At 69.3% G+C, this 22,945-nt stretch carries 20 protein-coding genes and 1 pseudogene; 16 read left to right on the top strand and 5 right to left on the bottom strand.

Annotated elements, in window-relative coordinates:
• Positions 1-92: 92 nt before the first annotated feature.
• The 6 genes from speD to HNQ61_RS26485 are packed head-to-tail and all read left to right on the top strand — an operon-like array spanning position 93 to position 5,973.
• Positions 93-455: an S-adenosylmethionine decarboxylase gene (gene speD, locus HNQ61_RS26510; protein WP_170035174.1), complete on the top strand. Its 363-nt coding sequence runs from the start codon at positions 93-95 to the stop codon at positions 453-455.
• Entirely contained in the window at positions 452-2,494 is a 2,043-nt protein-coding gene (locus HNQ61_RS26505) for a DUF4178 domain-containing protein (RefSeq protein ID WP_170035173.1), read from the top strand. The genes speD and HNQ61_RS26505 overlap by 4 nt, the downstream gene beginning before the upstream one ends.
• 1 nt (position 2,495) lies before the next feature.
• Positions 2,496-2,687, top strand: coding sequence for a hypothetical protein (locus HNQ61_RS26500; protein WP_170035172.1), 192 nt, complete (start codon positions 2,496-2,498; stop codon positions 2,685-2,687).
• Between the two features lie 13 nt (positions 2,688-2,700).
• Positions 2,701-2,910, top strand: coding sequence for a DUF350 domain-containing protein (locus HNQ61_RS26495; RefSeq protein WP_170035171.1), 210 nt, complete (start codon positions 2,701-2,703; stop codon positions 2,908-2,910).
• Between the two features lie 46 nt (positions 2,911-2,956).
• The gene (locus HNQ61_RS26490) at positions 2,957-4,447 is read left to right on the top strand and encodes a polyamine aminopropyltransferase (protein WP_170035170.1); all 1,491 of its coding nucleotides are present in this window, start codon (positions 2,957-2,959) and stop codon (positions 4,445-4,447) included.
• Positions 4,426-5,973: an FAD-dependent oxidoreductase gene (locus tag HNQ61_RS26485; RefSeq protein ID WP_170035169.1), complete on the top strand. Its 1,548-nt coding sequence runs from the start codon at positions 4,426-4,428 to the stop codon at positions 5,971-5,973. The genes HNQ61_RS26490 and HNQ61_RS26485 overlap by 22 nt, the downstream gene beginning before the upstream one ends.
• Positions 5,974-6,129: 156 nt before the next feature.
• On the opposite strand, the gene HNQ61_RS26480 is transcribed toward HNQ61_RS26485, so the two are convergent.
• From HNQ61_RS26480 to HNQ61_RS26470, 3 genes are all read right to left on the bottom strand, one after another.
• Positions 6,130-6,519 carry a hypothetical protein gene (locus HNQ61_RS26480; RefSeq protein WP_170035168.1) on the bottom strand — a complete coding sequence of 130 codons (390 nt, stop codon included), beginning with the start codon at positions 6,517-6,519 and terminating at the stop codon, positions 6,130-6,132.
• A 268-nt stretch (positions 6,520-6,787) separates the two neighbouring features.
• Positions 6,788-6,982 carry a hypothetical protein gene (locus HNQ61_RS26475; protein ID WP_170035167.1) on the bottom strand — a complete coding sequence of 65 codons (195 nt, stop codon included), beginning with the start codon at positions 6,980-6,982 and terminating at the stop codon, positions 6,788-6,790.
• Between the two features lies 1 nt (position 6,983).
• Complete coding sequence (locus tag HNQ61_RS26470) at positions 6,984-7,772, bottom strand: hypothetical protein (protein ID WP_184430785.1); 789 nt, start codon at positions 7,770-7,772, stop codon at positions 6,984-6,986.
• A gap of 440 nt (positions 7,773-8,212) precedes the next feature.
• Between HNQ61_RS26470 and HNQ61_RS26465 the strand changes: the two genes are divergently transcribed.
• A complete protein-coding gene (locus tag HNQ61_RS26465) occupies positions 8,213-8,896 on the top strand; it encodes a hypothetical protein (RefSeq protein WP_170035165.1) in 684 nt (227 codons plus the stop codon).
• Positions 8,897-8,899: 3 nt separating this feature from the next.
• Here the strand turns inward: HNQ61_RS26465 and HNQ61_RS26460 are convergent, their stop codons facing one another.
• A complete protein-coding gene (locus tag HNQ61_RS26460) occupies positions 8,900-10,123 on the bottom strand; it encodes a sensor histidine kinase (RefSeq protein ID WP_170035164.1) in 1,224 nt (407 codons plus the stop codon).
• A 722-nt stretch (positions 10,124-10,845) separates the two neighbouring features.
• Between HNQ61_RS26460 and HNQ61_RS26455 the strand changes: the two genes are divergently transcribed.
• Together HNQ61_RS26455 and HNQ61_RS26450 are read left to right on the top strand one after the other, a co-directional pair.
• Complete coding sequence (locus tag HNQ61_RS26455; protein WP_170035163.1) at positions 10,846-12,399, top strand: amidohydrolase; 1,554 nt, start codon at positions 10,846-10,848, stop codon at positions 12,397-12,399.
• Between the two features lie 244 nt (positions 12,400-12,643).
• Positions 12,644-13,024 (top strand): hypothetical protein, encoded by a 381-nt coding sequence (locus tag HNQ61_RS26450; protein WP_170035162.1) that lies wholly within the window; start codon positions 12,644-12,646, stop codon positions 13,022-13,024.
• Between the two features lie 53 nt (positions 13,025-13,077).
• On the opposite strand, the gene HNQ61_RS26445 is transcribed toward HNQ61_RS26450, so the two are convergent.
• Positions 13,078-13,485, bottom strand: a complete 408-nt coding sequence (locus HNQ61_RS26445) for a hypothetical protein (protein ID WP_170035161.1) — start codon at positions 13,483-13,485, stop codon at positions 13,078-13,080.
• Between the two features lie 287 nt (positions 13,486-13,772).
• Between HNQ61_RS26445 and HNQ61_RS26440 the strand changes: the two genes are divergently transcribed.
• The 7 genes and pseudogenes from HNQ61_RS26440 to HNQ61_RS26410 all read left to right on the top strand — a co-directional run.
• A complete protein-coding gene (locus HNQ61_RS26440) occupies positions 13,773-14,555 on the top strand; it encodes an SIR2 family NAD-dependent protein deacylase (RefSeq protein ID WP_170035160.1) in 783 nt (260 codons plus the stop codon).
• A 310-nt stretch (positions 14,556-14,865) separates the two neighbouring features.
• Entirely contained in the window at positions 14,866-16,284 is a 1,419-nt protein-coding gene (gene pyk / locus HNQ61_RS26435; protein WP_170035159.1) for a pyruvate kinase, read from the top strand.
• A 103-nt stretch (positions 16,285-16,387) separates the two neighbouring features.
• Positions 16,388-17,164, top strand: a complete 777-nt coding sequence (locus HNQ61_RS26430) for an MBL fold metallo-hydrolase (RefSeq protein ID WP_170035158.1) — start codon at positions 16,388-16,390, stop codon at positions 17,162-17,164.
• Positions 17,165-17,651: 487 nt separating this feature from the next.
• Positions 17,652-19,049 carry a glucose-6-phosphate isomerase gene (locus tag HNQ61_RS26425; RefSeq protein ID WP_170035157.1) on the top strand — a complete coding sequence of 466 codons (1,398 nt, stop codon included), beginning with the start codon at positions 17,652-17,654 and terminating at the stop codon, positions 19,047-19,049.
• 293 nt (positions 19,050-19,342) lie between these two features.
• Positions 19,343-21,322 (top strand): right-handed parallel beta-helix repeat-containing protein, encoded by a 1,980-nt coding sequence (locus HNQ61_RS26420; RefSeq protein WP_170035156.1) that lies wholly within the window; start codon positions 19,343-19,345, stop codon positions 21,320-21,322.
• 228 nt (positions 21,323-21,550) lie between these two features.
• Entirely contained in the window at positions 21,551-22,507 is a 957-nt protein-coding gene (locus HNQ61_RS26415; RefSeq protein ID WP_170035155.1) for a YegS/Rv2252/BmrU family lipid kinase, read from the top strand.
• Between the two features lie 257 nt (positions 22,508-22,764).
• A pseudogene (locus HNQ61_RS26410) lies at positions 22,765-22,945 on the top strand (IS1182 family transposase); the annotation flags it as partial.

The following is a 22,945-nucleotide window of genomic DNA, read 5'->3' as shown; positions in this document are numbered from 1 at the left end:
GAAACCGCGGGCCCGCCGCCGCCGTACCGGCTTCCGTTCCCGCCGCGACCCGCGGCATTTTCCGTGAACCGCTGATCCAACCGATGTCCGGGATGAACGGTCGCGAATGGCTGGTGGAAGCGCACGGCTGCAGTCCGCAGGCGCTGGCGGACGTGCAGGTGCTGCGCGCCCTTTTTGACCGGCTGATCGCCGAACTGGGGCTGCACCCCGTGGCGCCCGCCCAGTGGCACCGCTTTCCGGGGCCGGGCGGCATCACCGGCCTGTGCATGCTGGCGGAATCCCACCTGGCCTGCCACACCTTTCCCGAACACGAGTCGCTCTGCCTGAACCTGTTCTGCTGCCGTCCCCGCCCGGAATGGGACTGGGAAGCCGGCCTGCGGGAGATGGTGGGCGCCGCGCACGTGGTGGTGCGCGCCGTGGACCGTGACTACGCCGCCGTCCCCGCCGCCCGATGACCGGTCCCGTCACCAACTGCCCCAGCTGCGGGGCGTCCGTCGTCTTTCAGTCCGCCGCGGCGGTGCAGACCGTGTGCACCACCTGCAAGTCGGTGCTGGTGCGCCACGACCTGGACCTGCAGAAGGTGGGCGTGGAATCGCTCCCGCCCCCGGTCACCTCGCGCATCCGCGTGGGGACCACGGGGAGCTACAAGTGGGCGCGCTTTACCGTGGTGGGCCGCATCGCCTACCAGTGGGAAAGCGGCGCCTGGAGCGAGTGGCACCTGGACTTCGCCGACGGGCGCAGCGGCTGGCTTTCCGATGCGCAGGACGAGTACGCCGTCACCTTCGCCCAGCCGGACGCCGGCGCCCTCCCCGCCTCGGGGCAGCTCAAGCCGGGCACCGCCGTCACCCTGGGCGCCGCCGGGCGGTGGACGGTGGGCGTTGTCACCCGCGCGCGCTACGCGGGCACCGAGGGCGAACTGCCGTTCACCACCTGGGAGCGCGACGACGCCACCTTCGTGGACCTGCGCTCCGAAGACGGGCGGCTGGCCACGCTGGACTACTCGGACGGCGCGCCCGTGCTGTACACGGGCGAGTTCGTGACGCTGGAGTCGCTGGGGCTGCGCGATCTGGCGGACCCGGTGGAGACGCGGGTGCAGGGCGCGGCCACCCTCAACTGCCCCAATTGCGGCGGCACGGTCACCCTGCGCCGCCCGGGCGAGTCGGTGAACGCCGTCTGCGAGTACTGCCAGAGCGTGCTGGACGTGAGGAATTCACGCCAGCTGCAGGTGCTGCAGCGCTTTGACGACCGGCGCAAGGTGCCGCCGCGCATTCCTCTGGGCGCGCGCGGGCAGATGCACGGCGCCGAGTGGGAGGTGCTGGGCTTTCAGCAGCGCACCATCGCCGTGGAAGGGACGGAGTATTCCTGGCGCGAGTACCTGCTGCACAACCCCGATCGTGGCTTCCGCTACCTGTCGGAATACGGCGGGCACTGGAACGACATCGCCGTCATCACCGGCGTGCCCAAGCACCGGAGCGCCGTGCGCCCCACGGCCGAGTGGGAGGGGCGGACGTTCCGCCACTTCCAGCGGGCGTACGCGGTGACGACCTTTGTCCTGGGCGAGTTTCCCTGGCAGGTGCGCGCCGGCGACAAGGCGCAGGTGGATGACTTCATCGATCCCCCGCTGCTGCTGTCGCGCGAAAAGACGGGGCACGAGGTGTCGTGGTCGCTGGGCGAGTACGTGGCGCCCGAGCAGATCTACCGGGCGTTCGGCATCACCGACCGACCGCCCCGGCCACAGGGCGTGTTCGCCAACCAGCCCGGCCCTCCAGGCGCGGGGCGCATGTGGACCCTGGCCCTGATCTTCGCCTTTCTGGTGACGGCGGGATGGATGGTCCGCGCGGGAACAGCCAGCCGCGGCATCCTGAGCGAGGCGGGGACGTTCACCCCCGGCGCTGCGGCCGCGGCGGGAGGTGGATGGTCGCCGGTAGACTCCGCGGCTTCGGCGGTGGCGGCCGCAGCGGAAGCGGCCGCGGCAGCCGTGTCCGGCTCCGCGCAGTCGGGGGTCGGAGCGGCGGCGCCCGACTCGGCGGATTCTCGGCCGCTGGTGTCGCAGCCGTTTGAGCTGACGGGGCGCACCACCAACCTGCACGTGATGATCAACGCCCTGGTGGACAACTCGTGGGGCGCGTTCGGCGTGCTGCTGGTGCCGGAGGGCGGGTCTGGGGACGCGAGGGAGTTCAGCACCGATGTGTCGTACTACCACGGCGTGGACCAGGGCGAAAGCTGGAGCGAAGGGTCGCGCTCCGGCCGCATCCGCATCGCCGCCGTCCCCCCCGGGCGCTACCGGCTGGTGGTGGCGCCGGACGGCGAGCACGCGTTCAGCTACCGCGTGCAGGTGCGGCGCGACGTTCCCGCGGCGTCGCTGTTCATCATCACCCTGATCCTGCTGCTGATTCCGCCCATCTTTCCCACCCTGGCGCGCGCCTCGTTCGAGGGGCAGCGCTGGTCGGAAAGCGACTACGCGGCCGACAGCTCCGACGACGACGAGGAGTGAGATGAAGCGCTGGAGTCCGGGCTACCTCGTCTACGCGCTGGCCCTGATGGGCGGGCTGGCCTTTGCCGAATACCGGGGATGGAACCCCCTGAGCGCGCGCGAAAGCCGGCCCGTGCCGCGCTCCGTGCGCGACAACCCCGGCGCGTACCGGCCGCACTACGGCGGCACCGGACGCTACGTGGGCGGAAAGTGAACCCGGGAGACCCGTGGAAGATCTGCTGAACCACCTGGGGGCCGCGGCGGTTTACGCGGTGCTGGGCATCGTGCTGTTCGTGGGCGCCTTCATGCTCATGGACCGGCTCACGCCGGGCTCGCTGTGGAAGGAAATCATCGACGAGCACAACACCGCGCTGGCCATCGTCGTGGGCGCCATGTCCATCGGCATCTCCATCGTCATCGCCGCCGCCATCTGGTGAAGCCGCCCCCGCCGCACCGCGCGCGCCGGCGGACGGAGCCGCGCGCGTGAACGCGGCGATGTTCGTCACCGTGCTCCTCATAGCCGCCTGCGGGCTCATCTACGAGCTCGTGGCCGGCGCGCTCGCCAGCTACCTGCTCGGCGACAGCGTCACGCAGTTTTCCACCATCATCGGCACCTACCTGTTCGCCATGGGGGTGGGGAGCTGGCTGTCGCGCTTCGTGATCCGCGGCGTGGCGGCGCGCTTCGTGGCCACGGAGCTCATGGTGGCCATCGTGGGCGGTTTCTCGTCCACCCTGCTGTTTCTCGCCTTCGCCTACACGGACGCCTTCCGCGTGCTGCTGTACGTGCTGGTGATGATCATCGGCATCCTGGTGGGGCTGGAGATTCCGCTGCTGATGCGGCTGCTGCGCGACCGGCTGGAGTTCAAGGACGTCGTCAGCAGCGTGCTCACCTTCGACTACCTGGGCGCGCTGGGGGCCTCGCTCCTCTTTCCCCTGGTCCTGGTTCCGTACCTGGGAATGGCGCGCAGCGCGCTGGCGTTCGGCATCATCAACGCCGCGGTGGCGCTGTGGAGCACGTGGCTGTTCCGCGACCTGCTCCCCAACCGCAAGGCGCTCGTGGCGGGGAGCATTGCCACCCTCGCCCTCCTCGTGGCCGGGTTCGCCGCGGCGGAACGGATCACGCGCACGGCGGAAAGCAGCCTGTACGCCGATCCCGTCGTCCTTTCCCGCAACTCGCCGTACCAGCGCATCGTGCTGACGGCGTGGAAGGACGACCTGCGGCTGTTTCTGAACGGCCACCTGCAGTTCAGCTCGCGCGACGAGTACCGGTACCACGAGGCGCTGGTGCACCCGGGGCTGGCCTCGCTCCCCGCCGCGCGCAGCGTGCTGGTCCTGGGCGGCGGCGACGGGCTGGCCGCGCGCGAGGTCCTGCGCTACCCCGGCGTACGCGTGACGCTGGTGGACCTGGACGCGCAGATGACGCAGCTTTTTCGCACGCACGCGGAGATGGTGCGGCTGAACGGCGGGGCGCTGAACTCGCCGCGCGTGCACGTGATCAACGCCGACGCCATGCGCTGGCTGGACGCCAACCCGGCGAAGTTCGACTTCGTGGTGGTGGACTTTCCCGATCCCAGCAACTACGCGGTCGGCAAGTTGTATACGACCGCCTTCTACCGCCTGCTGCGCCGGCACCTGAACCCCGGCGCGCGCATCGTGGTGCAGAGCACGTCGCCGCTCTTTGCGCGCTCCGCGTTCTGGAGCATCGACGCCACGCTCCGCGAAGCCGGCCTGCGCACCTGGCCCTATCACCTGTACGTGCCCAGCTTCGGCGAATGGGGATTCGTGCTGGCGGGAGATGATTATCAGCCGCCCGCGCGCCTCCCCGCCGGGCTGCGCTACCTGACCGCGGGCGACATCCCCGCGCTCTTCCAGTTTCCCATCGACATGCAGCGCCTGGCCGTCCGCGCCAACCGGCTGGACGACCAGGTGCTGGTGCGCTACTACAGCGAAGAGTGGGAGCGGATCACCCAGTAGGCATTTCGCGCCGGGCGTTTCTGGGCGCGGCCGCGGCTTCGGCCGTCGCCGCGCCCTTCGTTGCGTGCGCGCCCAAGACGGAGCGCGCCGTCGCGGGCGGCTTTGTGGATGACGGCGGCGCGCGCGCCCACCGCCTGCGCGACCGCGCCGCCGTCCCCGCCGTGCGCCGGACGGAGCGCGTTCCCCTGGTGATCGTGGGCGGCGGAATCGCCGGCCTGTCCGCGGCGTGGCGGCTGCGGAAGCGCGGCTTTACGGATTTCGTGCTGCTGGAACTGGAGGACCACGCCGGCGGCAACGCGCGCGGCGGGAAGGACGAGATTTCCGCCTATCCGTGGGCCGCGCACTATGTCCCCGTTCCGGACACGGGTGCGACGCTCGTCCGCGAACTGTTCGAGGAACTCGGCGTGCTGCGTGACGGCACGTGGGATGAGCGGACGCTGGTATCCTCGCCCAGGGAGCGCATCCACCGCTGGGGCGTGTGGCACGAGGGGCTGGAGAACGCGCTGGTGGAGACGACGGCGGACCGCGACGAGATGCTCCGCTTTCGCGACGAGATGACGGCCATGCGCGCCACCGGCCAGTTCACCGTTCCCTCGGCCCGCGGCGCCCGCCCTTCCCCGCTGGATGGCGTGTCGATGGCGGCGTGGATGGACGCGCGCGGGTTCCGCTCGCCCGGGCTGCGGTGGTACGTGGATTACGCCACGCGGGATGATTACGGCTCCCGCGCCGCGGACACCTCGGCCTGGGCGGGCATACACTACTTCTCCGCCCGCCCGGTGGACGACGACGAGCACGGACCGCTCACCTGGCCGGAGGGGAACGGGTGGATCACGGCGCGGCTGCTGGAGCGGGTAGGCGCCCACGTGCGCACGGGGATGCCCGTGCACCGGGTGGAGGCGCTCGGTTCCGGGATGCGGGTGCTGGCGGGGGACGCGGAGTTCCGCGCGGACGCGGTGATCTGGGCCGCGCCCTCGTTTCTGGCGCCACACGTGGTGCAGGGTGCACCGCGGGTTCGCTTCGATTATTCGCCCTGGCTTACAGCCAACCTGGTGCTGGAGCGCTGGCCGGCGGAGCGCGGCTTTGAGCCCGCGTGGGACAACGTGATCCACGGATCGCCCGGGCTGGGCTACGTGGTGGCGACGCACCAGACGTACGCCGTGCAGCCGGAGCGCACGGTGTGGACGTACTACCACGCGCTTTCCGACGTGCCGCCCGCGGAGGCGCGCAAGCTTCTGCTGCGGCGCGGCTGGGCGGAGTGGAAGGACGCGATCCTGGCGGACTTGGAGCGCGCGCACCCCGACATCCGCGCCTGCGTGTCGCGCGTGGACATCATGCGCATGGGCCACGCGATGGTGCGCCCCACCCCGGGCTTTCTGGCGGACCCCGGCCGGCGCGCGCTGGTGGACGCGGACGGTCCGGTGTTCTACGCCCACTCGGACCTGAGCGGCCTGTCGTTGTTTGAAGAAGCGCAGCACTGCGGCGTCACCGCCGCGGACCGCGCCATGACCCGGCTGGGCCGCGGCTGACGGAGATTGTGAGCGGGTCAGGCGGCGCATCGGTCGCCGAGTCGTTCCTCGCGGCTCGCCAGCGCGGACGATCGAGGGCTGCGCGGCGGAACAGGCACGCAAGACGGGGCGCCGGAGAGTGATCTCCGGCGCCCCGACGCGTTTGTCGTCCAGCGCTCAGCCGCCTTCGCTCTGCAGCATGCCGACCAGCCACGCGGGCGGCTCGGTGCCCGCCTTCTGGTGCTGGTGCACCAGCAGCGTGAGCAGTTGTACGCGCGCCGCGGGCTGCTGCTCGTCGGCAATGCCGTCAAGCAGAATCGCGAGCGCCGCCCGCACCGTTTCTTCCGAGAATTCTCCCGGGCTGCCGGTCCGGTTCACGTACCACGCGGTGAGCTTGCGCAGCGTGCCGCGATAGGGCGAAGTCCCGTTGACGAAGTGCTGCAGCCCCATGGGGCTCATTGGGATCGCCCTCGCCACGGCGCGCAGCGAGGTTTGGGCTACGGCGCGTCTGGCCGCTTCCCGGATGGCCTCGACGGGGATGCGGCGCGGATCAGGTGCCTCGCTCACGAGACCTCCCCGTTCCGGCCGGCCACCCGGTGGCCTTGTCTAAACCGTTTACCTTGAGATGAATTACACTGTTTAGTCTAAAGCCCCGGCCGAATCTTAACAAGAGGCGCGTTCCGGATTTCCTGAACATCGCATAGATGGACAGAGTTCACGGTCTGCGCCGTGCTCCGAGTCCTGGTCCCTCCAGCGATCCCCCGCGAAACGGCACCATCCGGCCTACGTGCCGCGCGCACCTCCGCCGGATGCGCGCGGAACGCGGACGGCGGCTTCAGCCCCCGGCACGGCGGCGGCGCGGCTCACCACGCGGCCCCAGGCTGGTGATGCTCGTGGTGAGGCTGCGCTTGAGCGCGCCGGTCAACTCGATGCACTCCACGCGGATTGCCGCGCCCGGCTCGGAAATCACGACGGAGCGGGCGAACGCGGCGTGCCCGCGCTGCGGATCGCAATCGTTGTTGTTCTCCATGTCAGTATACCTCCTCGGTGAACGCCGCAATTCCGGCGCATGTGCCCAGCACGATCTGCTGGACCTGTGGATTGAAGAACTCGCATTGGCAGGAATCCAGATACACCACGGCGAGCGCCTCTTCGTCGCCGCTCAGTAGCGGCACCGCCATCCAAGCCTGCCTGTCAGGGGTGAGCGCCCGGGCATCGGCCTCGGTGTAGGAATACAGCTGAATCAGTTCCGCAAGGTACAATTCGTAGCGTACGTACTCGCGCGAAAAGGCGAATATCTTGCGCTCACGCACAGCTTTGCCGATGACCCCGGACCGGACCGAGAAGCGCCGTCCCGCTCCTCCACCCCCGCCGCCTACATACGGCACCACCTGCTCCAACTCTTCGGGCGCGCGGCCCGGGACCGGGTGCGGCACCACGCGGTGGATGGTGACGCGCAGCAGGCCGTCCGGCTGTTCTGGCAGGTCCAGCGCGCGGCGGATGACGGCGTGAAGCACGCAGAGCGCGCCCAGTAATCCCTCGTAGTCTTCGGCACGGCGGCGTTCGCGCTCCTGCGCCCCGGCATGGAGGACCTTTACCACGCTGGATGCGGAAAGCCATCCCGCTCCCGCCAGCAGCGCCCAGCCGATCAGGTGAGTCGCCGCGTTTCCGAGGTTCGCGGCCGCGGCGCACACCGCCGTCACCAGTGGCGGCACGACCGACACGCCCTCCACCACATGCCGCTTCTCGTAGAACCGCGTCCGCCGCCGTCCTGGAATCCGCCGCATCGCGCCGCACTGTTCAGGTGCTGGATCACGCATCAGCCGGCTGCCCGGCCGCAGCGTAAAGATTAACGATCTGGACGGCTTTGATCAAGGGCCTTCTCCACCCCATCAATACACGCCACAGACGAGCAAATACTTGGGATTATCGTTGTGAGCGAGCGGCCATCTCCGCTCATTTATTGGACAATCAGAACGCTCTCTGCCGCGGCCCATCACGCCGGAGCAGCGCCGGGCAGATTGCGGTGATCGGCCGACAACGATGATCGCTGCCCATCGTCCTCCGCCGGACATCGAATACCGTCCTCACGGAGTGACAGCGCGGCTGCTTCATCCCTGATCGCGAACGATGGAGCCGGTTGTCGCGCAACAGCTTGCGGCAAGGAGCAGGACCCGGCGCCGCGATTGCCCTTGAGGCGGGCCGCACACCGTCGCGGACGACGGGCGCCGCTCCCATCCTCTCTCCTCCGCAGATCATCATGCCAAAGCTCCGCTCCAGCCTTGTGCTCGCCCTCCTCGTCCTTGGCGCGCCCGCCGTTTCGCACGCCCAGTCATCCAGCCAGTCCGCGCGCGTTCAGGCACCACGCCGCGCGGACGCACAGATGGACGCCGCGCTGCGCTACTACGGGATCGATCCGTACCGCCTCACGCGCGAGCAGTCGTACGCGCTGGACCGCATGCGGGCGGAGCTTGCGGGCGAGAGCGGGGACCGGCGCGGGCTCACCCGCACGCAGGCGACGGCCATCGTCTACATGGCGCTGGTGTTTCCACGCGAGGCGCGAAACGATGGTCGTGACGGATACGGAGATGACCGCGGCGGGTACGGCCAGACGAACGGCGGATGGGGACGCGAGCCGCGTCCCGGCCGCTGCACGGAAGTGGAGCAGCAGGCGTACGAACTGGGGAACGTGGTGAGCGGGTCCGCGCGGAACGCGGGGCTGTTCGTGAGCGATGCCGAAAAGGTCCGCGCGCGCTCGCTGGCGCGCGGCATTCAGCAGGGCGCGCTGCAGTGCGGAAACCGCGACGCGGCTGATGTGGCGGGAGAGATCATCGAGGAACTGGCGGAGAACCTTCCGGAGCGCAGTGAGATCGGGCAGCGCGTGGCGGAACTCAAGAGCGCGCTGCGGGGCGAGCCGTACCGCGACGGCCCGCGCCCGCGCTGAGGGTCAGGCCGGGGCCGGGGCGCGCTCGCCGTCCCGGTCCGTGGCGCGGCGCACGGGAAGCGCCAGAAGAAAGCGCGCTCCCTCCGTGCCGTCGAACTCCGCCCAGGTGCGGCCGCCCATGCTTTCCATCGTCTCCCGGACGATGCTCAGCCCCAGCCCGGTGCCCTCCACCCCCGTGACCGTGCTCCCGTGAGCGCGGTAGAAGCGGGAAAAGAGTTCCCCCCGCGCATCCGGGGGAACGCCCAGCCCGTTGTCATCCACGCTGATCACCAGTTCGCGCGCGCCGCTGTCGGTGGAGACGACCGTGCCGGTGACCCGCACCCAGCGCGTGTCCTTCTGCGGGTCCGAGTACTTGATGGCGTTGCTGAGATAGTTGGTCAGGCACAGCTCCACCGCGCCCGCGTTCACCTCCACCTCGGGGAGCGGATCGACGTGCACGGCCACGTTGCGCGCCTGCGACATCTCGCGAAGCTGCCGGCACACCTCGGCGGCCACGCGCGGCAGCGGAACGTTGCGCTGCTGGCGCGTGTCGTTGTCCATCCGCGAAAGCTCCAGCAGGTTCTGCAGCACGTCCTGCATCCCCTCGGCGTTCTGCGTCACCATGGCGGCAAAGCGCGCGCGGCGGTCCGGATCGGCGCTGATGTCGGGGTCCGCCAGCAGCTGCCCGGCGCCCAGCACCGCGCCGATGCGGTTCTTCAACTCGTGCGTCACCATGCGGTTGAAGCTGCGCAGCCGCTCCTCGCGCTCGCTTACCCGCTCCGCCGCCAGCCGCAGGTACTGCGAGGTGGTGAGCTGCTGAATGACGGCCACCGCGCGGAACAGCCGGTGGGCGCAGGCCAGCAGTTCGGCGCGGGTGCAGGGATGGTCGATCTCGTCGACGGTGCGCACCAGGAACTGAAAGAGCACGCCGCCCAGGATCTCGTATTCCTTGAGGATCTCGTGCGCGTCGAAGCCCTGCGAATACCGCAGCCGCCCCAGCTCCAGCGCCTTGCCGATGACCGGCGAATCACCGGCGATGTCCTCCGCCGGGTTCTCCAGGTAGTCGCCAATGCGCTCCATGAGCAGCGGAACGTGGTCCAGCAGTTCTTCGGTGGGAAACACGCGGTTGGGTTCAATCTCCACGCGCGCGACGATGCGGTCCAGCCAGCGCCGTGTGAGATCGTCCGCCTCGGCGCGCATGCGCGCGGCGAGTTCGTGGGCAAGGCTGCAGTTCGTGTTGATGTCCATCCGCTGATCCCGGACCCGTTTGCGTTGGAACCCGCCTGAGCCAAGCACGATGCGGGCCGCCGCGCTTCCGCCCGTCTGGTGCAGCGGAAGTCGCGAGGGGGCGGGTTGGCCCGGCGGGGGCATGCGTCGCGCGGGAGGTGACGCGCCGTGCACCGATTCGTCATCTGCATACACACGAATGCGGGAAGGTCAGGGTGCGGCAGTGTTCGATGGATTGATGGAGAATGAGAAAGAGCCTGCCCCGGACGCGGACGACGCGCCCGAGATTGTTCTGCGTTCCCGCGAACTGCTTCAGCGTTCGCGGGATATTCTGTTTTCGTCCCACGCGCTGCTGCAGCGGATGAGGGACGAGGAGGAGCGCAGGCGTACCCATCAAGCCACCCCCGAACCCCCGCCTCCGCCGGGTTGAGACGCGGCAGGCCCGTCCCACGGCGGCCCCCACCCGGGCCGGCACCACCGGCCCACCCTCCCCCAAAGCAGACTGGGGGAGGGTTATCCGCGGCGGCAGGTTCACCGTGGAGAGCGGAACCTGACTCGGCCCAGATTGTCCTGAGCGGATGAATCCGCCGCTCCACAAGCGGAAAGCCCCGACACGTCGCCCATAGGCGCCGTTCGGGGCTTCAACTATTTTAGGGGTTCGAGGCGAGCCTTGGGCAATCCGCCGCCGTCTTCCGGGCCGCACTCACGCACTAACGCACCCAGCACTCACGCACTTTCCCGCAATGGCCGACCTCATCCTCACCGCGCGCCGCATTCACGTCCTGGGCACGCACGCCCCCGTCCAGGCGCTGCTCATCCGCGACGGCCGCATCGCCGCGGCGGGAACGGAGGCCGAGGCGCGCGCCGCGGCCCTCCCCGGCGCCGCGCACGAGCACGTGGACGGCGTGGTGACGCCCGGCCTGGTGGACGCGCACGTGCACCTGACGCTGTGGGCGCTTGCCCGCCGCCGCGTGGACCTGAACGCCGCGCGCACGCTGGAGGAAGGCGTCGCCGCGATCGCCCAGGCCGCCACGACGGGCGAGGGGTGGATCCGCGGGCTGGGGTGGGACCAGAACCGCTGGGGCGGACTGCCCCACCGCGATGCGCTGGACGCGGTGACCGGCGGCCGGCCCGTGTTCACGCAGAGCCACGACCTGCACTCCGTGTGGGTGAACGGCGAGGCGCTGCGCCGCTGCGGCATCACCCGCGACACGCCGGACCCGGAGGGCGGCACCATCGTGCGCGACGCGGCGGGCGAGCCGACTGGCGTGCTGCTGGAAGAGGCGATGAAGCTGGTTTCCGCCCACCTCCCCGTGGAATCGCCCGCGGAGGTGCGCGAGGCGCTGCTGGACGCCCAGCGCGAGTGCCACCGGCTGGGGCTGACCGGCGTGCACTCGGTGGAAGTGACGGGGCTGGAAGACTTTACGCAGATGGAGCTGGATGGCGAGCTGCGGCTGCGCGTGCTGCAGGCCATTCAGCTGAACCGGCTGGACCAGGCGCTGGCGCTCGGGCTGCGCAGCGGGTTCGGCGGCGAGTGGATCCGCATCGGCGGGCTCAAGATGTTTCTGGACGGCGCGCTGGGCTCGCGCACGGCGCTGATGCGGGAACCGTACGCGGGCTCAACGGAGCGCGGCATCAGCACGCTGCCGCCGGAGGAGTTCCGGGGGCACGTGCGGCGCGCGGCGGAGGGCGGCATTTCATCCACGGTTCACGCCATCGGCGATGCGGCGGTGGAGCTCGCGATCGACGTGCTGGGATCGGCGCCGCGGGTGGCCGCCATGCCGCACCGCATCGAGCACGTGCAGCTGTGCCCGCCGGACCTGTGGGAGCGCGCGGGGCGTTCGGGACTCATCGGCTCCATGCAGCCGATCCACCTGATGAACGACATTCCCGCCGCCGAGCTGCACTGGGGGCACGAGCGGTCGCGCGGCGCCTACCCGTTCTCACACCTGATGCGCGCGGGGATGACGCTGGCGTTCGGCTCGGACGTGCCGGTGGAGTCGTGCGATCCGCGCATCGGGCTGTACGCGGCGGTGCGGCGGGTGGGGTGGAACGGCGAGCCGGCGGAGGGATGGTGGCAGGAAAACGCCATCAGCGCCGAAGACGCGCTGCGCGCCTACACCGAGGGCCCCGCCGTGGCGGCCGGCCTGTCGCACCGCACCGGCCGCCTGCTGCCCGGCTACGACGCGGACCTGGTGGTTTGGGCCGTGGACCCGCTGGACTGCGAGCCCGAGCAGCTTCGCACCATGAACTGCGTCCTCACCATGGTCGCAGGCGAGACGGTGCACCGGTCGTAGGTGCGTCGAATTGTGTCGAGCAGATAGCCTCATCTCATTGAGCACCACATATTGCTGACACGATGCTGCCGCGGAGAGTTGACCCGTGAGTATCTGAAAGAATAGGTTTCCGACAAGTGGACTGGGCATACCTGGTCGGCGTTGGGTCTCGGCGTACGTCGAGGCCCTTCTGCTTTTCTGATCGCGGAGCATCGTTTCTTTCCCCGATCTCCAGCAATCTGCAGCGCCTCACCTTGCCTGGACGATGACGGACGCGACGACAGGTTCCACGATCACGCTGTACCGACCGGTAGGACGCGCGGAGCTGGCGCTGATCGAGGGGAGCGGATGGCGGGCGTTTCCACCGCGGCTGGAGCACCAGCCGTTCTTTTACCCGGTAGCCAACGAGGCGTACGCGGTGCAGATCGCGCGCGACTGGAACACGCGCGACGCGGCCTCCGGATTCGCGGGGTACGTGCTGCGTTTTGCAGTCGATCGCGCTTTCCTGGACCGCTATCCGCTGCAGACCGCGGGCGCGGCGATGCACAAGGAATACTGGATTCCCGCCGAGGAGATGGACGACTTCAACCGCGCGATCGTGGGATTGATCGAGGTCACGGCGGAGTTCATCGGCAAGGCGGACTAGCGGTTCCCGCCATCGTCCCGACCGCGGCCAGAAAGCCCCGCGCGCGATTGCCCTTACGGGGTGTGCGGCGGGGTTTGCGCTTTCAGCAGCGGCGAAACGGTCCAATCCTCCCGCTGCGCATCCGCCCGGTGCGAACGCGTGTCTCCCGAACTGCGGAAAATCGTGGGTACAAGCACGGTCGCGCCCAAGACCCATGCGGCGAGGTAAAGAGCGTACCCGAGCAGCAGGCGCTGGCGAAGCTTTTGGTACACCTTCCGCCGCGACGGCCGCGGCTCATCTGCCGCCATCCGCAGGAATCGAAAAGCCGCATTGGTACCCCGATCCCACCGAAGATACGAAATCCTGTTTTTACGCAGCAGCCGCAGGACGATCGGCCAGATGATCGCGTACTGATAGAAACTCGCCGCGATGACGATGATGATGACGGTGAGCGTAGCCGTCTCGGCCCACTCCGCCGTCATCGGGGACACCCCTTCTGGTCCGACTCATCCGCGGCGCGAACGAGCATATCCGTCCCCAATGCCGCCATCCCCCGATCACCCACGATCATCCCCCGCTGGTCGATGAAGTTCACAGAATCCGCGTCGCCGACGATAGTGCTGCCGCAACCGTACATCAGCATGCGATTCGTCCGGCATGCGGGTCGCGGAGGAGCGTCACGAGATCGTGCGCGGAACGGAAACATGGGGCGGCGGATGACCATCATCAACAGATGCACGACCACGTGGTTCGGACGGATGGACAGTCGATGACACCGGAAGGTCTGGCGCGGGCGGCGCGCATCGTGGCGGATTCCGGTCTGCTGGTGGTGAGCAGCGGCGCGGGGATGTCCAGGGAAAGCGGCATTCCCACCTTTCGCGACGCCATGGAAGGATTGTGGGCCAACTTCGATCCGCAGGAACTGGCCACGGAAGAAGGCTTCCGCGCCAACCCGCGGCGCGTGTGGAGCTGGTACGCCTGGCGCCGCGACCGCGTCATGCAGGCGCGGCCCAACCCCGGTCACTTCGCCGTGGCCGAACTGGCCGGGATCGTTCCCGAACTCGTCGTCGTCACGCAGAACGTGGACGGGCTGCATGCCGCGGCCGGGTCGCGCGACGTCGTGGAGGTGCACGGCAGCATCCGCCGCGTGCGCTGCCTGGACCGCGGCCACGTCTTTTCCGGCGAGCTGCCGGTGTACGCGGAATGCGAGGAGCAGGACCCGCCGCCCTGCCCCGTGTGCGGATCGCCGCTGCGGCCAGACGTGGTGTGGTTCGGCGAGATGCTGCCAGTTGACGCCGTGGAGCGTGCATGGTCGCTGGCCGGGCGGTGCGATACGATGCTGCTCATCGGCACGTCGGGGACGGTGTGGCCCGCGGCGGAGCTTCCGCTGGTGGCGCGCCGCGCGGGCGCCCGCATCATCGAGGTCAACCCGCACCGCAGCGAACTGACCCACACCGCCGACGTCTTTCTGCAGGGGCCCGCGGGCGAGGTGCTCCCCGCCCTCCTCGCCGAAGTGCGCCGGCTGCTGGCCGCGTCCACGTCCACGTCCTGATCCCGTTCCGCGCCTTCTCTCGGCCTTGTAAATCTGATGGAGGAGCGAACCCGGATCACGGAGGCCGACAGCGCTCGATCTGAGCGGATCGTGACGGCAGACGAATGCTACCCTGCCGGTTTCCCGTTTGCGGAAGCAACTTCGAAGGGACAATTAGAAAGAAAGTCGTACAAATTCCACCCGCCGCCCCTTGCGCGGGCGAGCGCGGGCGGCATGTTTCGGTTCTTCCACTTCGCGCGGCGGCCGCCCCACGCGGTTCGGTCCTTGCCCGCCGCCCGGGGAACCGCATGAGAACGGATACCGGTTTCTGATGCAACGACGCACCAAGATCGTCTGCACGCTTGGCCCCGCCAGCTGGTCGCCCGAGCGCATCGATGCGCTCATCACGGCCGGAATGGACGTGGCGCGCATCAACTTTTCCCACGGCACGCAGGAGCGGCACGCGGAAACCATCCGCAACGTCCGCGAAGCCTCCGTGCGCGCCGGCCGGCCCATCGCCGTGCTGGGCGACCTGCAGGGCCCCAAGATCCGCGTGGGCGTGCTTCCCGAGCCGCGCACCCTTCGCTCCGGCGACCGCATCACCTTCACCCCCGAAGGCGACCACACCGGCGACGAGCTCCCCACCACCTTCCGCGAGCTGGCGGACGACGTGGAAGTGGGCGAGGTGGTGCTGCTGGCCGACGGGCTGATGGAGCTGATCGTGGAAGACGTGCGTCCGCCCCGCGTGGACATGCGCGTCATCCACGGCGGCGAACTGACCAGCAACAAGGGGATCAACCTTCCCAACACCCTGGTCAGCATCCCGTCGTTGACGGAAAAGGACCTGCGTGACCTGGAGTTCGCGCTGGCGCAGGACGTGGACTACCTGGCGCTCTCCTTTGTACGCTCGGCCGAGGACGTGCGCGACCTGGTGAGCCGCATTCCCGCCGGCGGGCCGCTGGTGGTGGTGAAGGTGGAAAAGGGGATGGCGCTGGACAACCTGGACGCCATCCTGAGCGAGACCGCCGCGGCGATGGTGGCGCGCGGCGACCTGGGCGTGGAGCTGCCGTTCGAGCAGGTGCCGCTGGCGCAGAAGCGGATGATCCAGATGGCCAACCTGGCGTCGCGGCCCGTCATCACCGCCACGCAGATGCTGGAGTCCATGATCGAGAACCCGCGCCCCACGCGCGCGGAAGCCTCGGACGTGGCCAATGCCATCATCGACGGCACCGACGCGGTGATGCTTTCCGCCGAGACGGCGACGGGCAAGTTTCCCGTGGCGGCCGTGCAGGCGATGGCGCGCATCGCTCAGGAGATCGAGGATTCGCACATTCTGGAGGCGGGGCCGCACTACGACATCCCCATCGCCCCGGACGTGGACGGCATGACGCCCACCGAACGCGCCATCGCCGGCGCCACGGTGGAGGCGGTGCGGCGGCTTCAGGCGCCGCTGATCATGACGTTCACCACCAGCGGCAGCACGGCGCGCGTGGTGTCGAGCTTCCGTCCGCCGGTACCCATTCTGGCCATCACCGACAACATGAAGACGTACCACCAGCTCGCGCTGGTGTGGGGCGTCATTCCCATCGTGTGCTCCGACGAGGCCTCGTTCAGCGAGATGCTGGCGTGCGGCCGCGACGAGGCGATCCGCCGTGGGCTGGCCAAGGCCGGCGACCGCGTGGTGGTGACCGCCGGGCTGCCCATGCACCAGCCGGGGACCACCAACCTGCTGCAGGTGTCGGTGCTGTAATGGAGTGCGTGAGTGCGGGGTGCGTGAGTGCGGGAGCCCGGGCCGGGTGTTCCGCGTCGGCCTCCGGCGGCCGCGCGTTCGCGCGCTCAGCCCCCGCACGCGCATGAAGCTGCGCTTTCTGGGCACGGGCACGTCGTTCGGCGTGCCGGTGATCGGGTGCGACTGCGGCACGTGCACGTCCGCCGATCCGCGCGACCGGCGGATGCGGCACGGTGCACTGGTGGAAGAGGACGGGCGCCGGCTGCTGGTGGACACGCCGCCGGAGCTGCGGCTGCAGCTGGTGGCGGCGGGAGTGTCGATGGTGGACGCCATCTGGTTCACCCACTGCCACGCGGACCACATCCACGGGCTGGACGACGTGCGGGTGTTCAGCGAGCGCGGCAAGCGGGAGATGGAGGTGTACGCCAGCCCCGACTGCACGGCCACGCTGCATGAGCGCTTCGCCTACATCTTCGACAGCACGGTGCGGCCGCTGAAAGGCACGTCCAAGCCCGAGGCGCGGCTTACGGAGGTGCACGCGTTCGAGCCGGTGAACGTGGCGGGGTTCGACGTTCTTCCCGTCCCCGTTCCGCACGGCAACCTCCAGGTGTACGGCTTTCGCACCGGCGCGCTGGGCTACATTACGGACGGCAAGTCGCTGCCGCCCCGCACGGTGGAGGCGCTGCGCGGCGTGCGGGTGCTGGTGCTGAACGCGCTCTGGTTCGGCAATCCGCACCCCACGCACTTCAGCGTAGAGGAGGCGGTGGCCGCCGCGCGCGAGGTGGGCGCGGAACGCACGTACCTGACGCACATGAGCCATCGCGTGACGCACGCGGAGCTGGAGGCGCGGCTTCCCGAGGGTGTGTACGCGGCCTACGACGGTCTGGAAGTGGAGGTCTGACGACGGCCGCCGCCCCGTTGCGGCGGCCGTTGTTCGTTCCGGCGGCACGGTTCTCCTGGAAGCGGGCACGGCCTTCGGTGGATGGATGAGGCCGGCGCGGGCGGAAAGGCCCCCTCCCCCCGGCCCCCTCCCCCGCTCCGCGGGAGAGGGGGAGAACTCACGCCGGACCGCGGAGTTGGCCCGGCGGATGGAAGATCCTTCGTCCGCACCATGGTCTGGCGCGGCAGAGGATTCGGCCGGTGCCTCCTCAGGATGATGCCGACGGGCGCCTGCACGCGGCGCTCCTGCGCGGCGGACAGATGCCCGCGCGCCGCAAGTCACACGTAGCGGCGCACGTGATGCCTGAACGCGGCGGGGCAGATCGCCTGGCCGTCGCCGCTGAATCATCGCGAGCACACCGAGGCACTGAGGACCGGGCACCTGGCACTTCCGTCACTGCCGTTCCCGCACTGACGCACTTACGCACCCAGCACTCACGCACTCCCCAATGCTGACCTTCGACTACAACAACATGCTCGCCCCGCGGCTGGGCGGGCGCGGAATCGACCCCGCCTCGCTGGACGCCATGGCGGGCCGCTTTCGCGAGGCCCACGCCGACACCGCGCGCCGCCGCGAGGCCGGGGAGATCGGCTTCTTCGCCCTGGCCGACGCCAACGCGGTGGTGGACGAGATCCAGACCTTTGCCGACGGACAGGGGCAGGCGTTCAGCAACCTGGTGGTGCTGGGGATCGGCGGATCGGCGCTGGGGACCATCGCCCTGCGCACCGCGCTGCTGCACCCGCTGTGGAACGAGCTGGATGACGAGGAGCGCGACTACTATCCGCGCATCTACGTCCTGGACAACATCGATCCCGCCACGATCGGGCCGTTCCTGGACCGCATCGACCTGGGCCGCACGCTGTTCAACATTGTCAGCAAGAGCGGCGGCACGGCGGAAACCATGAGCCAGTACCTGATCGTCCGCGAGCGGCTGCAGGCGGCGTTCGGCGAAGACTACCGCCGCCACCTGCTGTTCACGACCGATCCGGAAAAGGGCGTGCTGCGCGCGCTGGCGGGAGAGGAGCAGATCCCCACGCTCCCCATCCCCTCCAACGTGGGCGGGCGGTTCTCCGTCCTGTCCTCCGTGGGCCTGCTTCCCGCGGCCATGGCGGGAATCGACATCGCCGCGCTGCTGGAAGGCGCGCGCGACATGGTGGCGAAGTGCGAAACCGACGACCTGCGCGCCAACCCGGCCGGGGTGTTCGCCGCGCTGCAGTACCTGGCGGATACGGAACGGCAGGCGCCCATCCACGTGATGATGCCCTACTCCGACCGCCTGCGCGACGTGGCCGACTGGTTCCGCCAGCTGTGGGCGGAAAGCCTGGGCAAGCAGCGCACGCGCGAAGGCAGTGAGGTGTTCGCCGGGCCCACGCCCGTGAAGTCGCTCGGCGCGACGGACCAGCACTCGCAGGTGCAGCTGTACGTGGAAGGCCCGTTCGACAAGACCATCACGTTCCTCTCCGAAGCGGACTTCGGGCCGGACGTGCCGATTCCGTCGGCGTACGAGCACCACGCGGAGCTGGCGTACCTGGGCGGCCACAGCATGGGCGAACTGCTGCGCACGGAGATGCTGGCCACCGAGGCGGCGCTGGCGCAGCGCGGGCGGATGAACATGAGCATCGAGATCCCCCGCGTGGATGCGCACGCGCTGGGCGAGCTGATGATGATGCTGCAGATCGCCACCGTGTACGCCGGCCACTTCTACGGCATCGATCCGCTGGACCAGCCCGGTGTGGAGCTGGGCAAGCAGCTGACGTACGGCATCATGGGGCGGCCGGGCTTTGAGCAGGCGCGCGCCGAATGGGAAGGCCGCACGCCCAAGGACGACGCCTTCATCATCCGCTGATCACGGTCCGTCCGCCGGGCCGGATCCGCTGATCGCGCCGCGAACCGGCGCGGATCGAAATTCCGGATTCCAGTCCGTACAACGCGTCCACTTCCGGGGATCAACCCGCCGGAAGTGGACGCGTTCTTCGTCCATCCCGCCAAGCATTTCAGGCCTTTACGACCCAGTTCGCGTCCATTTTTCATCTATTCCGTACAAACACCGAAAACTTCGGAACGGACCTGCTCCGGGGGTGGTATCCCCCTGCAGGTCCGTCAGCCAGGCGGGCCGGTCCAGCAAGCCGGGAGCACACGATGGCGTACGACAACGGAGAGCAGGTTTTCAACGTCCGCAGCACCGACTACAACGGCGGCGCGGTGGGTGACGGCGTGACCAACGACGCGCAGGCGTTCAAGGACGCATTGGCGGCGGCGGACGCGGTGGGCGGGACGATGTTCGTTCCGGCCGGAACGTACCTGATCCAGCTTGGCGATCCCGCCACGGATCCGCTGTGGGAAACGATCTCGCCCGGGCGGTACGCGCTGCTGCGGGTAACGACGAACGGCACGCGCATCCAGTGCGACCCGGGGGCCACCGTGCAGGTGGAGGCTTCGCACATCTTTCAGACGGCGACGGACACCGAGCCCGCCAGCATCTCGTACCTGGTATTTCTGGGCGCCAGCGCCGCAGCGGTGACGCGGGTGGCGCTGGAGGGCGGCCGCTGGACGTGGGAGGCCGTGGCGCCGGCGGTGCTGCAGGAGAGCAATCCCGGTTTCAACAGCTTCTTTGCCCTGGGCGGCTACTACATGGAGTCGGTGATCCGCGACTGCGAGTTCGATGGATTTCCGCGCGGACTGGCGGAACTGGGGAGCTTGGTGGTGGACGGGCTGCGCTACTCGTACAACCTGTACGAAAACGTGCGCGCGGTGAACTACGGCGGCGCCGGTGGCGACAACTGGATGGGCTGCCAGGGCGGCACCACCATCCGTGGCGGCGTCATCCAGTCGAAGCGCACGTACCAGAGCCACGGCATCTATTACCAGCTGGACCGGCCCGGCGTGGTGATTGACGGGGTGGAGTTCCGCGACATTCGCTCCGGAGGCAAGATTCCCATCGCGCACCACGGCACCAGCGGCACCCGCGGGTACGGGCCCACGGTGACCAACTGCCGCTTCGTGGACTGCAACTCGATCGAAAACGGCAGCGCGCCGGTGGGGTCGGCGTTCAAGCCGTACGGCGGAACCGCCATCCTCGGCTGCACGTTCGACAACAGCGGGTACCCGGACTTCGGCGGCATCACCTTTACCCGCACCCGCGGCGCCAGCGTAACGGGCTGCACCTTCATCGACTCCGTGGTGACGATCGCCCCGGAAAGCGAAGGGGTGGAACTGGACGCAACCTGCGAATTCGAAGGTTCCGCCAAGGTGGTGCTTTATGGCAGCGCCGCCAACAACGTCATCCGCGGGCGCTTTCTGAACCCGGAAGCGATACCCATCAGCGTAACGGGAACGGGCCGGGGCAACGTGGTGGAAGGAGCGCAGATCTCCATCGACCTCGCCGATGCCAAGTACACCACGGGCGGCGGAGCCATCGCTCCGCCCGAGGCGGCCATCCGCGTGTATCCGCAGGGCGGCACCTGCGACGTGCGGGGCGGGCGCATTTCCCTGCAGGGCCACACCGCCTACAGCAGCATCGGGATCCGCACGCTGGCCGGCACCACCAGCGTGTCCATCCACGACGTGACGTTCGGCTCCGACAGCACCACGCAGGGGTGGGCCGTCATCCGCGTGGATGGTGCCACGGTGGGTCCGGTGCGGATCGCGGGATGCTTTGAGGACCGGCCGCTGGCGGGCGGCGTGCCCGTAGTACTGCCGGCGGTGAATGGCCCGCAGATGGGCGGCGCCAACATCACCCTGCTGGACAACACCTTCGTGGGCAAGCTGAACGGCGTGACGGGCGTGGTGCGCGCGGAACGCAACCTGTTCGGCGGCGTGCCGGACGCGCTGGACGCGGGGACGGTGACCACGGCGCAGACGCCCAACGCGGGCCCGTACCGCGAAATCCGCTACACGCTGGGGGCCTCCATCACCCTGAACGCGCCCGCCAACCCGTACCGCGGCGCGCACCTGCGCTTCGTTCTCGTCCAGGACGCGACGGGTGGCCGCGCGGTGACGTTCAACGCGGTGTACAAGGTGAACTGGACACCGGACACCACCGGCGGCAGGCGGAACGTGATCGAGTTCGTGTTCGACGGCACGAACTGGAACCAGGTTTCCGCCGCGACGGGGCTGTAATCCGCTCCCGCCGGGCATTCGTCGGGCGGGGTTGATGGACGGGAGCGTGCGCGGCCGCGAGCGGGGCGCGCACGCTCCCTTTTGGCGTCATGGACCGGATGACCGGCGTCCGCCGGCGAGGTCAGGCGCCGCGCCCGCTTGCCGGAGCGAGCATCCGCCCGTCATCTTGCCTCCCGCACGCAGCGGGGCCGATGGGCGGGCCCGCGACGCACGCGCAACGGAATTCAGGTGGAACCGATTCACCCCGCGTCCACGCACCCGGCCATCACGCCGGGCTCGCGGACGCTGATCGTCATCAACCCCGCCGCCGGGCAGCTGGACACGGAGCGCACGCTTCGCCTGCTGGCCGGCGCGTTCGCCGTGCGGGGCGCCAGCTTTGACCTCTTTCACACCGCGGGCGCGGGAGACGCGGAGCGCGCCGCCCGCCACGCCGCGCAGGGCGGCTACCGCGCCGTGGTCGCCGTGGGCGGGGACGGAACCGTGGGCGAGGTGATCTCCGGCCTGGCGGGAACCGACATTCCGCTGGGCATCATCCCCAAGGGGACGGGAAACCAGGTGGCGGTGAACCTGGGGATTCCGCGCGACATCGAGGACGCGGTGGAGGTGGCGGTGAACGGCGTGCCCGCCTGCATTGACTTGGGACGGCTGGCGGACGGGCGCTACTTCGCGCTGGCGGCGGGCGCGGGGTGGGACGCGGCCGTCATCGCCGGGGCCACGCGCGAGCTCAAGGATCGCTGGGGCTTCGGCGCGTACCTGTACGCCGGGCTGCGGGTGGGCGTCACCCCGCCCAGCACGCTGTTCCGCATCACCGCGGACGGGCACATGCTCACCGTTCCCGCCGCGATGGTGCTGGTGGCCAACATGGGGCAGTTCGTGGCCGCGCCGTTCCCGCCGGTGGAGGTCAGCGTGGGTCCCGCGGTGTCCTATCAGGACGGACTGCTGGACGTGTGCATCTTTGCGCCGCGCACGCTGCCGGATGTGGCCGCGGTGGTGTGGCGCGTGGTGAGCGGCCAGTACGCGGGCGATGACCGGCTGATCTACCTGCAGGCGGCGGACGTGCGGGTGGAGTCCGATCCGCCCGTGGTCACCGAGGTGGATGGGGAGCTGATCGGCAACACGCCGCTGCACGCGCGCGCCGTCCCCGGCGGCATCACGGTCCTGGTTCCAGGACCGGACGAGTATTGAGACGCGGCGGGCTCCAAAGCGGCCCCCACCCGGGCCGGCACCACCGGCCCACCCTCCCCCAAAAAAGACTGGGGGAGGGTTGGGCGAGGCGGCAGGCCTGGTGTGGAAGGCGGAGACCAAAGCGCGCCGAACGTATCCTGAGCGAATGAATCCGCCGCTCAAGAGCCTGTCTGATAAACCCGTTGAGGGACTGCGGGCGGATGATAGCGAGGGTAGATTGGGGGGAGAGGAACGCCGTCATCCCGCCGGATCAAGCGATGAGCTACAACTTCCTGCCGTACGAGCAAGATCAGCTGTACCTGATGCCGCCCTCGGTGCAGGAATGGGTGCGGGAGGAGAGCTATACGCGGTTCCTGTCAGACGTGGTGGATCAGCTCGCGCTGTCGGGCCGGCTGTCGTGCTTCTACGCGCAGTACCGTGAGGACGGGTGGGGGGCGG

The organism is Longimicrobium terrae, from assembly GCF_014202995.1.
Classification (GTDB): domain Bacteria; phylum Gemmatimonadota; class Gemmatimonadetes; order Longimicrobiales; family Longimicrobiaceae; genus Longimicrobium; species Longimicrobium terrae.
The sequence above is the reverse complement of the archived record's forward strand: the minus strand, read 5'-3'. Positions and strand labels throughout refer to the sequence as shown.

What these genes read in the sequence shown, in the direction of transcription:
- HNQ61_RS26430 (WP_170035158.1), top strand. Translation starts at nt 16,388, where the DNA reads ATGAAGCTGCGCTTTCTGGGCACGGGCACGTCGTTCGGCGTGCCGGTG.
- HNQ61_RS26505 (WP_170035173.1), top strand. Translation starts at nt 452, where the DNA reads ATGACCGGTCCCGTCACCAACTGCCCCAGCTGCGGGGCGTCCGTCGTC.
- HNQ61_RS26475 (WP_170035167.1), bottom strand. Translation starts at nt 6,982, where the DNA reads ATGGAGAACAACAACGATTGCGATCCGCAGCGCGGGCACGCCGCGTTC.
- HNQ61_RS26465 (WP_170035165.1), top strand. Translation starts at nt 8,213, where the DNA reads ATGCCAAAGCTCCGCTCCAGCCTTGTGCTCGCCCTCCTCGTCCTTGGC.
- speD (WP_170035174.1), top strand. Translation starts at nt 93, where the DNA reads ATGAACGGTCGCGAATGGCTGGTGGAAGCGCACGGCTGCAGTCCGCAG.
- HNQ61_RS26450 (WP_170035162.1), top strand. Translation starts at nt 12,644, where the DNA reads ATGACGGACGCGACGACAGGTTCCACGATCACGCTGTACCGACCGGTA.
- HNQ61_RS26460 (WP_170035164.1), bottom strand. Translation starts at nt 10,123, where the DNA reads ATGGACATCAACACGAACTGCAGCCTTGCCCACGAACTCGCCGCGCGC.
- HNQ61_RS26470 (WP_184430785.1), bottom strand. Translation starts at nt 7,772, where the DNA reads ATGCGTGATCCAGCACCTGAACAGTGCGGCGCGATGCGGCGGATTCCA.
- HNQ61_RS26445 (WP_170035161.1), bottom strand. Translation starts at nt 13,485, where the DNA reads ATGACGGCGGAGTGGGCCGAGACGGCTACGCTCACCGTCATCATCATC.
- HNQ61_RS26420 (WP_170035156.1), top strand. Translation starts at nt 19,343, where the DNA reads ATGGCGTACGACAACGGAGAGCAGGTTTTCAACGTCCGCAGCACCGAC.
- HNQ61_RS26455 (WP_170035163.1), top strand. Translation starts at nt 10,846, where the DNA reads ATGGCCGACCTCATCCTCACCGCGCGCCGCATTCACGTCCTGGGCACG.
- HNQ61_RS26440 (WP_170035160.1), top strand. Translation starts at nt 13,773, where the DNA reads ATGACACCGGAAGGTCTGGCGCGGGCGGCGCGCATCGTGGCGGATTCC.
- HNQ61_RS26425 (WP_170035157.1), top strand. Translation starts at nt 17,652, where the DNA reads ATGCTGACCTTCGACTACAACAACATGCTCGCCCCGCGGCTGGGCGGG.
- pyk (WP_170035159.1), top strand. Translation starts at nt 14,866, where the DNA reads ATGCAACGACGCACCAAGATCGTCTGCACGCTTGGCCCCGCCAGCTGG.
- HNQ61_RS26500 (WP_170035172.1), top strand. Translation starts at nt 2,496, where the DNA reads ATGAAGCGCTGGAGTCCGGGCTACCTCGTCTACGCGCTGGCCCTGATG.